At 62.8% G+C, this 13,879-nt stretch carries 13 protein-coding genes and 1 pseudogene; 11 read left to right on the top strand and 3 right to left on the bottom strand.

Going from position 1 to position 13,879, the window contains the following annotated elements:
- The first annotated feature begins 3 nt into the window (after positions 1–3).
- The 11 genes from sctJ to HBJ59_RS19480 all read left to right on the top strand — a co-directional run bounded on the left by sctJ (position 4) and on the right by HBJ59_RS19480 (position 8,577).
- Positions 4–786 carry a type III secretion system inner membrane ring lipoprotein SctJ gene (sctJ, locus tag HBJ59_RS19530; RefSeq protein ID WP_076014147.1) on the top strand — a complete coding sequence of 261 codons (783 nt, stop codon included), beginning with the start codon at positions 4–6 and terminating at the stop codon, positions 784–786.
- Entirely contained in the window at positions 783–1,400 is a 618-nt protein-coding gene (locus HBJ59_RS19525) for a type III secretion protein (protein WP_076014146.1), read from the top strand. Before sctJ ends, HBJ59_RS19525 begins: the two co-directional genes overlap by 4 nt.
- Entirely contained in the window at positions 1,393–1,971 is a 579-nt protein-coding gene (locus HBJ59_RS19520; RefSeq protein WP_076014145.1) for a FliH/SctL family protein, read from the top strand. Before HBJ59_RS19525 ends, HBJ59_RS19520 begins: the two co-directional genes overlap by 8 nt.
- On the top strand, positions 1,968–3,290 hold the full coding sequence (locus HBJ59_RS19515) for a FliI/YscN family ATPase (protein WP_167664486.1): 1,323 nt from the start codon (positions 1,968–1,970) through the stop codon (positions 3,288–3,290). Before HBJ59_RS19520 ends, HBJ59_RS19515 begins: the two co-directional genes overlap by 4 nt.
- Before the next feature lie 174 nt (positions 3,291–3,464).
- A complete protein-coding gene (locus tag HBJ59_RS19510) occupies positions 3,465–3,914 on the top strand; it encodes a hypothetical protein (protein WP_076014143.1) in 450 nt (149 codons plus the stop codon).
- Positions 3,911–4,912, top strand: a complete 1,002-nt coding sequence (gene sctQ / locus HBJ59_RS19505) for a type III secretion system cytoplasmic ring protein SctQ (RefSeq protein WP_167664485.1) — start codon at positions 3,911–3,913, stop codon at positions 4,910–4,912. The genes HBJ59_RS19510 and sctQ overlap by 4 nt, the downstream gene beginning before the upstream one ends.
- Entirely contained in the window at positions 4,909–5,562 is a 654-nt protein-coding gene (gene sctR, locus HBJ59_RS19500) for a type III secretion system export apparatus subunit SctR (RefSeq protein WP_003208316.1), read from the top strand. The genes sctQ and sctR overlap by 4 nt, the downstream gene beginning before the upstream one ends.
- Positions 5,563–5,572: 10 nt before the next feature.
- Positions 5,573–5,842: a type III secretion system export apparatus subunit SctS gene (gene sctS / locus HBJ59_RS19495; RefSeq protein WP_167664484.1), complete on the top strand. Its 270-nt coding sequence runs from the start codon at positions 5,573–5,575 to the stop codon at positions 5,840–5,842.
- A 6-nt stretch (positions 5,843–5,848) separates the two neighbouring features.
- Positions 5,849–6,661 (top strand): type III secretion system export apparatus subunit SctT, encoded by an 813-nt coding sequence (sctT, locus tag HBJ59_RS19490; RefSeq protein ID WP_003208312.1) that lies wholly within the window; start codon positions 5,849–5,851, stop codon positions 6,659–6,661.
- 3 nt (positions 6,662–6,664) lie between these two features.
- A complete protein-coding gene (locus tag HBJ59_RS19485) occupies positions 6,665–7,711 on the top strand; it encodes an EscU/YscU/HrcU family type III secretion system export apparatus switch protein (protein WP_167664483.1) in 1,047 nt (348 codons plus the stop codon).
- A 122-nt stretch (positions 7,712–7,833) separates the two neighbouring features.
- Entirely contained in the window at positions 7,834–8,577 is a 744-nt protein-coding gene (locus HBJ59_RS19480) for a hypothetical protein (protein ID WP_167664482.1), read from the top strand.
- Positions 8,578–8,649: 72 nt separating this feature from the next.
- Here HBJ59_RS19480 and HBJ59_RS19475 read toward each other — a convergent pair whose 3' ends face one another.
- The 3 genes and pseudogenes from HBJ59_RS19475 to HBJ59_RS19465 form a co-directional block, all read right to left on the bottom strand.
- Positions 8,650–12,126, bottom strand: coding sequence for a hypothetical protein (locus HBJ59_RS19475; RefSeq protein WP_167664481.1), 3,477 nt, complete (start codon positions 12,124–12,126; stop codon positions 8,650–8,652).
- Between the two features lie 131 nt (positions 12,127–12,257).
- Positions 12,258–12,470: pseudogene (locus HBJ59_RS19470) on the bottom strand (GntR family transcriptional regulator); the annotation flags it as partial.
- A 13-nt stretch (positions 12,471–12,483) separates the two neighbouring features.
- Positions 12,484–13,857 carry an LLM class flavin-dependent oxidoreductase gene (locus HBJ59_RS19465; RefSeq protein ID WP_167664480.1) on the bottom strand — a complete coding sequence of 458 codons (1,374 nt, stop codon included), beginning with the start codon at positions 13,855–13,857 and terminating at the stop codon, positions 12,484–12,486.
- Between the last annotated feature and the right edge of the window lie 22 nt (positions 13,858–13,879).

Below are 13,879 nucleotides of genomic sequence, written 5' to 3'. Positions count from 1 at the left end.
GCCATGCCAAGCCCAAACCGTGCCCTGCGCCTGCTGCTGATCGGCATGCTCGCCAGCCTCTTGCAGGCCTGCGACATGGACCTCTACACCAACCTCAGCGAGCGCGACGCCAACGCCATGGTCGCGGTGCTGCTGCGCGACGGCATCCCGGCGACGCGCAAGGTGCAGGACAACGGCCAGCTGAAAGTGGTGGTCGACGAACAGCGCTTCGCCGAAGCCATGACCCTGCTGGACAACGCCGGCCTGCCGCAGCAGAGCTTTTCCAACATGGGCGAGGTGTTCAAGGGCAACGGCCTGGTGTCGTCGCCGGTGCAGGAGCGGGCGCAGATGATCTACGCCTTGAGCGAAGAGCTGTCCCACTCGGTGTCGCAGATCGACGGCATCGTCTCGGCGCGAGTGCATGTGGTGCTGCCGGACAATGACCTGCTCAAGCGAGTGATCTCGCCGTCGTCGGCCTCGGTACTGGTGCGCTACGACCCGGGCACCGATATCAATACGCTGATCCCGCAGATCAAGACCCTGGTGGCCAACGGTATTTCCGGCCTGAGCTATGACGGCGTCTCGGTGACGGCGATCAAGGCCGCCGTGTCCATCAGCCAGAACCCGGCGCAACCGCGATTGGCGCGCTTCTTGGGCCTGTGGCTGTTGGAAGACAACCTGAACCAGGCGCGGTTGCTGTTTGGCGGTTTGCTGCTGCTCGCCCTCGGCGCGTGCGGCGTGCTGGCCCGGCAACAGTGGGCGCGGCGCCAGTCCCAGGCGTTGTATGTGCTCAAGGAGGGTGAATGAGCCTGGTTGAGCGTTGGCAGGGCCTGATCGCCCAGCCGTTGCAGTTTGTGCGCGAGCAAAGCCTCGGTGAGTGTTTCGGCGAAGGCCTGCCGGCGGAGGTGCTGCAAGCCTTGCACGGGCAGCCACGTTTTCGGTCGCGCCTGGAGCAGTTGCTGGCCAGCCATTATCAGTTGGCGCCGCTGGCGCATCTGGTCACGCCGCCGGCCGCTGATTTGCCGGTACTGCTGCTGAGCCCGGCGCAATTTGAACGCCTGCCCAGGCTGTGTGGTGCGATCTGGCATGCCTCGACCTTGAGCCGGGAGATCCGCCGCGAGGTAGTCAACGAGCTGCGCGAAGGCCTCGGTCAGGAAGCCTTTGCCCTGGCCCTGGCGAACCGGCAGTTGGGCGGCGCGGCCGACCTGCTGCGCGAGCCCGCCGAGTTGATCGACGCCATCGACCGCGATGGCCTCACCTGTGTCGCCGCCTGGCTGCAGGCCCAGCCCGCCGAGTTGCAGGGCTGGCTGCCCCTGCGTTTTGTCGCACCCAAAGGCTATAGCGGGCGCTTGCCCCGCGACCTGGAAATTGTCCAGACCGTCGCCGCCCGGTTACTCGCCGAGGAGCTTGCCCATGAGTGAATTACCCAGCCGTCCTGCTGCGCGGATTTTGCGCGCCGATGAAGCGGCGTTGTGGACCGATGGTTTCGCCTTCGTGCAAGCCGCCAAGGAACACGCCGAGCAGATCAAGGCCGACAGCGACCAGTGGCTGCACACCGCACGTGCCGAAGGCTTTGAAAGCGCGCGGCGCGAAGGCGCCGAACAGGTCGCGCAGTTGCTGCTGGAAGCCCAGGCCCAGGTTCAGCAATACCTGGCCGGGCTTGAAGCATCGCTGGCGGATTTGGCCCTGGGCATCGTGCGTGAAGTGCTCGGCGAGCTGGACGACACCGACCGCGTGGTGCGCTGCACGCGCCAGGCGTTGAGCGCGTTTCGTCAGGGCCAGGCGCTGACCTTGTGGGTGCCACCGGCCGAAGTGAATGCCCTGCGCCAACAGTTGCTGAAGGACGGCATCGCCGTGGAGGCCGATGCGCAACTGAGCGCTGGCCAGGCCCGCCTCAGCAGCCCGGCGGGCTCGGTTGAGTTGGGGCTGGAAGCGCAGTTGCAATCCCTGCGCCGGAGCCTGTTGCCCTTTGCCGAAGAGGGCGTGGCATGAACCTCAATCAACTGCTGCCGCGCCTGACCGAGCGCCTGTCCCTGGCCCGCTTGCGTCCGATGCAAGGCACGGTGCTGAGTATTCGCGGGGTGTTGCTGCGGGCCAGCGTGGCGGGGGCGAGCATCGGCGAGCTGTGTCATTTGCGCGATCCGGTCAGTGGCCGCAGCCTCAGCGCCGAGGTGATTGGTTTTGATGGTGATGAAGCGATCCTGTCGCCCATCGGCTCCATGGAAGGCCTGTCGACCCGCACGCAAATCATCGCCACCGGCGAAAGCCTCGGTGTGGCGGTAGGCGATGCGCAACTCGGACGAGTGATCAGTCCCATGGGCGAGTTTCTCGACGGTGATGGTGTATCGCCGACCCTGAACTTGCAGACCTATCCCTTGCATGCCGAGCCTCCGGCACCGTTCTCACGGCAACTGATCGTACGCTCCATGGCGTTGGGCATTCGCTCCATCGATGGTTTGCTGACCCTTGCACAAGGCCAGCGCATGGGCATCTTTGGCGAGCCCGGGGTGGGCAAGTCCTCATTGTTGGCGAGCATCATCCGTAACAGTGAAGCCGATGTGATTGTCATCGGCCTCATTGGCGAGCGGGGCAGGGAAGTGCGCGAACTGCTGGACGTGCAACTGGACGCCCAGGCCCGCGCGCGTACCGTCGCGGTGGTTGCCACCTCGGATCGCCCGGCGGCCGAGCGGGTACGTGCGGCGTTTGTCGCCACCACCCTGGCCGAGTACCACCGCGACCAGGGCCGTAACGTACTGCTGCTGATGGACAGCCTCACACGGTTCGCCCGGGCCCAGCGCGAGATCGGCCTGGCCGTGGGTGAGCCACCGACACGTCGCGGTTATCCGCCGTCGTTTTTTGCCACCTTGCCCAAGTTGCTGGAGCGCGCCGGGCCGGGGCCCACCGGCAGCATCACTGCGTTGTACACCGTGCTCACCGAAGGCGACGCCGCCAGCGATCCGGTGGCTGAGGAAGCACGTTCGATCCTCGACGGGCACATCGCCCTCAGCGCCGAACTGGCTCAGCGCAACTACTTCCCGGCGGTGGACGTGCTGCGCAGTCGCAGCCGGTTGATGGAGCAGGTGGCGGGTGACGAACACAAACGCCTGGCAATGCGCATCCGTGAATTGATGGCGCGATACGGCGAAATCGAAATGCTGATCCGCGTCGGCGAGTACTCCGCCGGCAGCGACCCCCTGGCCGACGAAGCGATCGCCCGCCATGCCGCGATCGAAGCCTTCCTGCGCCAGAACGCCGACGAACCCAGCAGCCCCGAACACACCTTGACCCGCATGCGCCAGGTGCTGGCATGAGCCCGAAAGCGCAGCAAGATCCAGTGTGGGAGCTGTCGAGCTTCAGCGAGGCTGCGATGGCGTCAGCACTGCCGACATCGCTATCGCAGCCTCGCCGTAGCTCGACAGCTCCCACATTCAATCTTCATGCACTCAGTGAGTGCGCTGTTGGTATGACGATGGAGAAAAGAACCGATGAAGACTGAACAACTGCGCACTCTGCAAACCCTGCGGGTGCTGCGGGAACAACGGGCGGCCAGCCAGTTGGCGGCGCAGCAGCAACGCTGCGCGCAAACCCACGGCGCCCTGACTGATGCCAAGGAGCAATTGCGCCTGCACCGCGAAGCCGTTGCCCGTGAGGCCGGCGAGATTTACGCCTCACTCACAGAGGGCTTGTCGGTGGCCAGTTGGCAGGCCGCCCAGGATCGCCTGCGGGGCTTGTCCGACGATGAGCGCTTGCTTGAGGGCGACGTCACCCACGTGTCCAGCACCCTGCAAACCCAGGAGCGCGAGCGTGAGCTGTTTCGCCAGGAACGCCTGAGCCGCCAGCGCCAGTCCGATGCCTGGCAAAGCCTGTTGGACGGGCGTGAAAGCTGCGAGCGGGTCGCCGGTGAGTTGCGTGAAGAACAAGGGCTCGGCACATGATCGTCGCCCTTGCCGACCCGTTGGGCCCCTGGCTCGAACACCACGACCCGGCGCTGCTCACCGTGCATAACCAGCTGCACCGCCGGCGCCATGCGTGGCAGGGCCGTTGTGCCGGGCAGGACTTGAGCGTCGCCTGGGCCGCCGATCCCCAGCCGCTGAAATCGCCTCGGGATGTGCAGCTGTTGCTCGGCCAGTCGCCGGTGCGCCTGCGTCTGTCCGCCGCCGCTGTGGAGCAAGTACTGGTGCCGCTGGCGTTGCAGTTCGACGCGCAGGTGCTGCCGTCATTGCCGCGCTCGCTGTTGCTGGAGTTGGCTGTACTGGACCTGATCGAGCGCCTGGAGCCGTTGCTCGGCCACCCCGTGCAGTTGCTCGAAGCCAGTGACGAGGCGCGGTCTTACCCCGTGCACCTGGCGCTGACATTGACCTTCGGCAACACCCCGCCAATGGCCGCCCAGCTCGACCTGAGCGAAAGCGCTGCGTTCCTGGTGGCGCAGTTGCTGGAGCAACACGGCCAGGTCCAAGCCGACCTGTTACCCGCGCTGCGCCAGACACTCTCGGTGCTCACCGGGCAGCAATGGCTGAGCCTCGGTGAGTTGCGCAGCCTGCAGCCCGGCGATGTGCTGATGCTCGAAGCCGGCAGCGGACTGCTGCTGGACCTTGAGGGCCGCCTGCAAGCCCGCTGCCGGCGTGACGGCTCATCGCTGCAGCTACAGGAACCTTTGAAATCGCCCCTTTTGGACATGGAGAACACAATGACTGATGTCGATGCCGCCGCGGCCCTGGACGATTTGCCCCTCAAGCTGGTGTGCCAGGTCGGCAGCCTGGAACTGACCCTGGCGCAACTGCGGGCGTTGGGCACGGGCAGCCTGCTGCAACTGAATACGCCGACGGTGGATGGCGTGGACCTGATGGTCAACGGCCGCCGCGTCGGCCAGGGCCAACTGGTGAAAATCGGTGACGGCCTGGGTGTGCGCCTGCTGAGTTTCGCCACCCCATGACCGGTTATCAGCCGAACCTGATCGAGATCATCCTGGTGGTTGCCACCATCGGGTTGATCCCGTTGGCGGTGGTGACCCTTACCGGCTTCATGAAAATCTCGGTGGTGCTGTTCCTGATCCGCAACGCCCTGGGCGTGCAGCAAACGCCGCCGAACCTGGTGCTGTACGGCATCGCGCTGATTCTCTCGGTGTACGTCACTACGCCGTTGATTGGCGACATGTACCGCCAGGTGGAAGGGCGCGACCTGAACATCGAACACGTCGAGCAACTCAAGGACCTTGGCGACGCCTTGCGCCCGCCGTTACAGGCGCACCTGGCGCGGTTTGCCAATGAATCCGAGCGCGGCTTTTTCGTGCAGGCCACCGAGACCATCTGGTCGCCGGAAGCCCGTGCCGACCTGCGGGATGACGACCTGGTGGTGCTGATCCCGGCGTTCGTCAGCTCGGAGCTGACCCGGGCCTTCGAGATCGGGTTCCTGCTGTATATCCCGTTCCTGGTGGTGGACTTGCTGGTGTCCAACGTGCTGATGGCGATGGGCATGTCGATGGTCTCGCCGAACCTGATTTCGATCCCGCTGAAAATCTTCCTGTTCGTGTCATTGAGCGGCTGGTCGCGCCTGATGCACGGTTTGATTCTGAGTTACGGCTGAGGCACGACCCATGGGCCAGGACGTTTTCCTGTCATTGATGAAACAGGCACTGATGACCGTGCTGATGCTCTCCGCGCCAGCGCTCGGGGTGGCGATTATCGTCGGCTTGAGTGTGGGCCTGTTCCAGGCGCTGACCCAGATCCAGGACCAGACCTTGCCCCAGGTAGTGAAGCTGGTGGCGGTGCTGCTGACCATCGTATTCCTGGGGCCGGTGCTGGCCGGGCAAGTGACGGAACTCGGCAGCCAGGTGCTGGATAACTTCCCGTTGTGGACGCGCTGACCGCCCATGGATGCCAGCCTTACCGCACAGTTTCTCGAAGTCGCCTACCCGGTGATCAGCTCGGCTTCGCTGGCGGCCTGCCGGGCCATGGGCGTGGTAGTGATCACCCCGGCGTTCAACCGCCTCGGGCTCACCGGGATGATTCGCGGCTGCGTCGCCGTGGCGATTTCGATCCCGATGTTCATGCCGGTGTTCGACGCCATGACCTCGATGCCCAACCACGGCAGCCTGTTTATCGCCGGGTTGCTGATCAAGGAATTCCTGATCGGCATCCTGATCGGCCTGTTGTTCGGCATACCGTTCTGGGCGGCGGAAGTGGCGGGGGAGTTGATCGACCTGCAGCGCGGCTCGACCATGGCGCAACTGGTGGACCCGTTGTCCACCGGGGAATCAAGTGTGATGTCCACGTTGCTGACGGTGATGCTGATAACGCTGTTCTTCATGTCCGGCGGTTTTATCCTGATGGTCGACGGCTATTACCACAGCTACCAATTGTGGCCGGTCACCGCGTTCACCCCGGTATTTGCCAGCTCCGCGTTGCTGGCGGTGCTGTCGATCCTTGACCAGATCATGCGCGTCGGGGTGCTGATGGTCTCGCCGCTGATCATCTCGCTGCTGGTCACCGACCTGATGCTCGCGTACCTGTCGCGCATGGCGCCGAACCTGCATATTTTCGACCTGTCGCTGCCGGTGAAAAACCTGTTTTTCTCGATCCTGATGGTGATCTACATCGGCTTCCTGATTCCTTTGATGCTGGACCAGTTGGCTGAGTTTCGCGGCACCGTGGAACTGCTGAAAACCCTGGCGGGCATGGAGTAGGGCATGGGTGATACCAGCGAAGAAAAATCCCAGCCGGCCACGGACAAAAAGCTCAAGGACGCGCGCAAGAAAGGCCAGGTCGCCAAGAGCCAGGACCTGGTCTCGGGCATGGTCATCCTGTTTTGCACCCTGTGCATCTCAATCCTCGCGCCACGGGCCCAGGCCCAGGTCACCGCGCTGATCGACCTGACCGCGCAGATCTACATCGAACCCTTCGCCACGGTGTGGCCACGGGTGCTGGACCACGCCGAGCAACTGGTGATCGGCATCACTTTGCCGGTGATGGCGGTGACCACCGGGGTGGTAATCCTGACCAATATCATCACCATGCGCGGCATTGTGTTTTCCGTGGAGCCTATCAAGCCGGAGTTCAAGCGCATCAACCCGGCGGAAGGCTTCAAGAAGCTGTTCGCCTTGCGCAACTTTGTGGAGTTCATCAAGGGCCTGATCAAGGTGCATGTGCTGGCCGTAGCGTTCTACGTGGTGGGGCGGCACGCGTTGCAGGCGTTGATGGAGTCGTCGCGGTGTGGCGCGGGGTGTATCGAGTCGACGTTTTTCCTGGTGCTCAAGCCGCTGGTGTTTACTGTACTGGCGGCCTTCATCCTGGTGGGCGGGGTAGACGTGTTGATGCAACGCTGGCTGTTTGGCCGCGACATGAAAATGACCCGCAGCGAGACCAAGCGTGAGCGCAAGGATATCGATGGCGACCCGCTGATCAAGAGCGAGCGGCGGCGCCAGCGCCAGGAGATGCAGGCGCTGGCCACCAAGCTGGGGCTGGGCCGGGCTTCGATGATGATCGGCACCACCGACGGCTGGGTAATCGGTGTGCGCTATGTGCGTGGGGAAACGCCGGTGCCGGTGGTGGTGTGCCGGGCTTCGCCGGAGGAGGCGTTGGGGATGTTGCAGGAGGCGTTCGACCTGGGCATACCGCAGGCGCCAGACAAAAACCTGGCGGAGGCAATTGCCAGGAAGACAGTACCGGGGGACCCGGTGCCGGATGCTTCGTTTCAGGCGGTGGCGGATTGGTTGGTGGCGGCGCGGTTGATTTAGGTCGAGCGTAAGTCTCTGGAACCGATCCAAAGTTAGTCGCCACAGAGTGACAGCCCTCTGCCTCTGCGTTTTCTTGAAGGAGTGCAGAGCGGGAATGTCGAACAATCCAGGAAAACAAACTCATGGCAGAAATCCACCGTCACTTCACGTCTAATGCTCATAGCGCGCAACTCAACAGTCAGGTCCTGCATGCCCAGCGTCCCCCTGCGGATCCCTATAAACGGCTGTCGGATTCTGACTTGGCGTTGGCGCTTGATAAAAATTTCGATGCGTTCAGGCCCTCGGGTACGTCCTATGCAACGTCGGGGAAAATTCGTGAAGTCGCGCAGCGCCAACTGACAGGAAATCCCCAGCAGGACAACCTGACGATGCTGGCCAGGCAGGTAGTCGAGCGCGACCACGTAATGAACGAGCTGGATACGGTGGACCATCGAAACAATGCACCACGAGATGGCCGTATTGGCCGGTGGAATCCGAAGTTGGCCGCCGAAAAGTTGTCCAAGTCCACGCCTGGCTGCCCACCTCCACACCCTCAACCTTGCCGTCCCGACCCGTGCCATGCGTCGCCTATAAATATTTATGACCTGATGTCCGACTCCAGCGTGGCGCTGGCTTTTGGCAATAACTACAAGGCGTTTGGCAAACCGGAAAATGGCGTGGCCGACGTTGAGCAGATCTACAACATTGCGGGGCGTCAGCTGTCTGGCAACTGGGCAGAGGACAACATGACGTTGCTTGCCCGAGAAATCGTCAAGCGGCCTCATGTGAGCCACGCGTTGGACTCCATCGATGACAACGGCAGGCAGGACGGCATTATCGGTTATCGCAATGCTCAACTGACATCCGCTCACCTGGCGCGCCGCTAAGCACACCGCCCTGGTCCTGAACCCCTGTGGAGCCGTTCAGCTACACAGGGTTTTTACCTTGTGTCAGGGCGATCAGGGCTTGTCTACATCATGATACTCACCGCCATACCCATCCCCCACGCGCCAGATGATGTCGTGCTTCTCATTGGTCCACTCCGACGGTTTCAGTGAGTATTTGTAGTCCTCTGAATTGCGGTTGTTCCCGTCGCCGATAAAATCCGGATGGTCCCGCCGATGATCGCCGCCACGGATGCTCGAGCGTGCATCCCACTCTTCCTTGCGGAAATCAAAAATACTCTGGTCCTGCGGCGCATCCCGCTGGCCCCAGTCGGACAGGTACGTCTGCAACCACACATACGCCTCATCCCCGTTGGGCTTGAGCAGCCCGTCCTGCTTGAAGTCCTGGATCTGGTTCCAGTTCTGCATCGAGATCTTGTGCAGTTTGTGGGACTGCACGGTGCTCAGGATCGCCCCGACAAACGACAGCGCGCCGGAAATCAAAAAGCCCACCGGCCCCAGGAACGGAATGATCCGCCCGGTTACCCCCAGGGTGGTGAGCACGCCGCCGCCAGCCGCTACCAGGCTGCTGACGCCACCGGCCATGGACAGTGAACCGGAGGCGATTTTCACCGGGTCTTTCTCGCGCACTCCATCACGCAAGGTAAACGCCGCTTGGACCACACTGATCACGCCGCCCGCCACGTCGGTGGCCATGCCGATCACCTTGATCGCGCTGCTGGCGAACTTCGCGCCAAACCCGGCACCTGCCACGCCGCCGCGGCTGGCGATGCCTTTTTCGATACCTTCCTGGACCTTCTTCGCGCCTTCGTCGCTCCAGCCGCCACTGTTGAGGGCCTTGCCCACGTCCTTGCCGTCGTCCATGGCCTGGTCGACGATGTCGAAGTACTTCTTTTGCACCGCTTCGGCGTCCTTGGGCAGCGCGTGGTATCCCTCGCCGGGCTTGGCCCACAGGTCGGGCAAGGAACGGTCGAAGCCCATCAGTTTGTAGGCGTTGGTGCCGCGCAACTTGTCGTAGACCTTCAAGCCCAGCGTGGCGAAGTGTGAGCCGGTACCGAGGAAGCCAAGGAAGTCGTTGGCGATGCCCAGGCGCTTCATCGGCGTATCCGCCAGCTTGCCGCCCTGGCCCGCGAGTTGGTAGACGATCCGGCCCATGCCGATCGCCCCGCCCACCGAGCCGAGTACGCCGTTGTCCTTGAGGAAGTTGAGGTTCTTCACGAAGGAGCTGCGGTTCTCTTCGCTGAGGCCCGGCATGATTTCCTTGCTCACCGCCTTGTCGATGTCGCTGAAGCTGATCACGCCGTTTTTCTGCCAGGTATCGCCGAGGGAAATCATCGCCTTGCCGAAGTCGGCGGCGGCGTTTTTGTCCTTGAGCAATTGGTCGACGAATTTCGAATACACCCCCAGCGCCTGGCGCGGCAGGCCGTCGGCGCCGCCCTTGAGCATCGACAGGATCGCCATGGTGTTGTCGGTGGTGGCCAGGGCGGTATTGTCGTCGGAAATCTTGGTGGGATCGTCCATCAGCTTTTCAACGGCATCGGTGTAGCCGTCGATTTGCAGGTTTTGCAGGAAGTTGTCGGCCTTGGCCGGGTCGATGTCGGCGAGGGCGGTGTAGGCGGTCTGGATTTCCTGGGTGGCCAGTTCGGTCTTGCCGCCGTCCTGCAAGGACTTGATGTACTTGGTGAAATTCTCCGAGGAGGTGCTGTCGATCAGTTTCTGCCGGGTCTCGTCGACCTTGGCCTGGCCGCCGTCGACCTTGCCCAGGGCCGCGTCGTGGTTGGCCTTGATGTCGTGCTGGATCGTCGAGTCGCCCAGCAGGTCGTTGATGGTCTGGTCGATGGCCTTGGTGTCGAAGATGTTGTCGCGCACGTCCCGCGAGGTCACGTCGATGGGTGTGGTGGCAATGCCCTGGTTGCCGAAACCGTGCTCGGGAATGATCGACATGCCGTTGTCGGCCATGCTCCGGGCTTCCACCGCTCGCAGGAACTTGGCGCGCGGATCGTCCTTGCCGATGCTGCCGTCCTTGACCCCGGCGCGGTAGCTGTCCACCAGGGTTTTCATCGACAGGTCCTGCACCGACAGCGGGTTGCCGCTTTCATCTTTTTCGGTGGTGGTCAGGTTGTCGACGGACACATCCTTGAGGGGCGGCAGGCCATTGTCGGTGCGCAGCTTGTCGACGTCGGTGGTCTGCGCGGCGATGTCGCTGCGGTAGCTGGAAATCTGCTCGAACAGCTGTGGGTTGCTGTCTTCCGACACCACGATTTTCTCTTCGCTGCCCCCCGGCTTGTGCTGGGTGAAGGCGATCAGGCCGGGGCCATAATCACCGGCACCGCCAACGCTCATGATGTCCTCGGTGGAGGGCAGGTACGCGTCCGGGCCGGCGAGGGTATAGCCGTCGCCCTTGGCCTTTTCGATGCCGGCCAGGGTTTGGCCCTTGGTGGTGTAGGCGGCGAAGGCTTCGGGGGTGATGTCCTTGGACACCACCAGCAATTTGCCGTCGGCCTGGTTGACCACGAGGATGCCGTCCATGGGCGCGTCGACCTTGCTGATGTCCCCCAGCTTCAGGCTGGCTTCGTCCTTGCGCAGCAGCGCCTGGCCGGGCAGGGACTGGGCGTTCTTGATGTAGTCGAAGGCTTGCGAACCTTCACTGGCGTGCACGGCGTGGAGGAAGTTGTAGAACGTCCCGCCGGCATTGGGGTTGGGATTACTGAGATCGGCGCCGGGTTGCGGCAGGTCGGCTTCGGACTTGCTGATCATGTACTTGTGGCCCTGGTGTTCAAACAGGATCACCCCGGCGCTGCTGTCTTCGGACACCACTTTCAACTGACTGAAATCGAGGTCTCCCGGCAGGCTGGTGACTGCTTCATAACCCTTGGTCTTGCCGTCATTCAGAGCCTGCTTGGTCACCCCAGCCTGGGTGTAGGTGCTGAACGCTTGAGGCGTAAGCAATTCGGAGATGACCAGGGTCTTGCCGTTTTCCAGGCTCACCTTGAGGATGCCGTCTTCGGCCTTGCCCACGGATTTGATATTGGCCAGGCGTACGCCGTCGCCGTCGCCGTCTTCGCGCAGCAGTTGCTGGTCGGGGTTCTTCAGGCTTTCGACGATGGCCTTGCCGGCCGGGGTGCCCTGGGTTTCGGCCAGGGTCTGGAGGAAGGTGTACAACGGCGTGCCTTCGTCGGGACCGCCCTGGTTGACCGGGGCCACGGCATGGCCGAAGCGCAGGTTTTTCAGCACGTCGAACCCGTCCTGGGCGTTGGCCGCGCCCTCGGCGCTGATCTTGTATTTGGCGCCGTCCTGTTCGAAGTAGATCACCCCGGCGTCTTTGTCCTGGGAGATGACCTTGAGCTTGTCGATATCGAGTTTGCCCGGCAGGGCGGTGACTTCCTTGTAGTCCTCGGGCTTAAGGGTTTTGTCGCCCGGTCCGCTGCTGGCCAGGACTTTGGCTTTGTTCAGGACGGCGTCGAAAACGCGCTCGGGAGCGTTGGGTTGATCGACGCGGGGAGAGGCGGATTTTTCGGGACGGGTGATCATCGGTTCAGTCCATGTGAGGGGGCGCACGAGGACTCGATCTTAGGGGCTGAAAGCGGGTAAAAGCGGGTTTGTTGGCAACAAGTCACAAGCTTTCACGGGTGTGAAATTCACGTCCCGGGGCAGCGCGTCTCCATCACGTTGGACAACGCATCGCCTGCCGGGCGCAACTGCGCCGGCAGGCATTCGGTGCGGGGCGAGCGCCCCTAGGTACTCACATGATCCATGAAGGCGCTGATGCGTGTCGGGTCATAGCGGGTGCGCCGGGGGCTGACAAACCAGCCGCGACGGTTTTCCCGATACACCAGGCCTTCGGCTTCCAGCTGCTGCAAGGCTTGGCGCAAGGTGCCCACGAGTACCTTACTCAAAGCGGAACGAAGCCCCATAGGCTGAGGCTGGCAGGCGATCACTGCCCTCGGCGCCGAGGCGGGAACGCAGGGTGCCGGTCTGTGGTGTGGTGCGATACAGGCCGCGTTTTTGCAGAGCCGGGATCACCAGCTCGACAAAGTCATTCAGCGAGCCAGGGCTGATCAACGGGTTGAGCATGTAGCCGCTGGTACCGGAGATTCTGGCGTGTTCCTCAATTTTTTCCGCCACCTGCTCCGGGGTGCCCACCAGGATCAAATCGCTGCCCCGCGTCACGTTGGCGAAGCGCTGTCTGACCTCGCCGGCCGTCAACGGTTTGCCGCTGCCATCGGGTTTCATCACATAGGAGGTCATGCCTTCGGTGTGGGTGGACAGCGCTTCATTGTCGGCGTAGCGGCTGATATCGATGCCGGTGTCGCCCGCGTAGCTCACCAACTGCGCTTGCAGGTGGTAGTTGCTTTGCAGGGTGTCGTATTTCTGTTGGGCCTCGATGGCGGTGGGGGCGGTGACGATGCGCAGCACGGTCAGGGACTTGACGTCTTGTTGCCTGCGTCCGCGGGCTTCGGCCTGGCGCCAGATATCTTCGAGCCCCTGGCGTATTTCCTGCGGGTTGGATTTGGCGATGAACACCAGCTCCGCATGCTTGGCCGCGAACTGCCGGCCACGGCCCGACCAACCCGCCTGGATCAGCAGCGGCGTGCGTTGCGGCGAGGGTGACGTGAGGTGCGGCCCGGCCACCCGGTAATGTTCGCCGGCATGCTGGATCGGGCGTACGCGCGAGCCATCGGCATAGGAGCGGGCGAGTTTGTCGGCGAGCACGGCGTCATCCGCCCAACTGCCTTCCCAGAGCTTGTACACCACGTCGAGAAACTCTTCGGCGCGCTCGTAGCGGTCGTCGTGCTTGATCATCTGCTCCAGGCCGAAGTTGCGTGCGGCGCTGGAGAGGTAGGAGGTGACGATATTCCAGCCGATACGCCCATCGGACAGATGGTCCAGGGTGCTGAAGCGCCGAGCATGGGTGAACGGGTGTTCGTAGGTGGTGCTGACTGTGACGCCAAACGCGAGTTTCTCGGTCAGCGCCACCAGTGCCGGGATGATGGTCAGCGGGTCATTGGCTGGCGCTTCCACCGCCCATTTCAACGCCGCCGCTTCGGAGCTGCCGAACACATCGTAGAAACCCAGTACATCACCGAAGAACATCAAGTCGAGGTTGGCTTCATCGGCCGTGCGGGCCAGGTTCGACCAGTACTTGAGGGTGTTGATACCCAGCCGCTCATCCGCCGGGTGGGTCCACAGGCTGGGCGCGCCGCCGCAGCCGACACTGGCTTGTTCGTACAGGCCGAATAACAACGGGGTTGGATCAGACATGATGCTTCCTGCAAATAAAAAG

The sequence above is a fragment of the Pseudomonas sp. AN3A02 genome, assembly GCF_011765255.1.
In the GTDB taxonomy this organism is placed as follows: domain Bacteria; phylum Pseudomonadota; class Gammaproteobacteria; order Pseudomonadales; family Pseudomonadaceae; genus Aquipseudomonas.
This window is presented reverse-complemented; position numbering and strand designations above follow the sequence as displayed.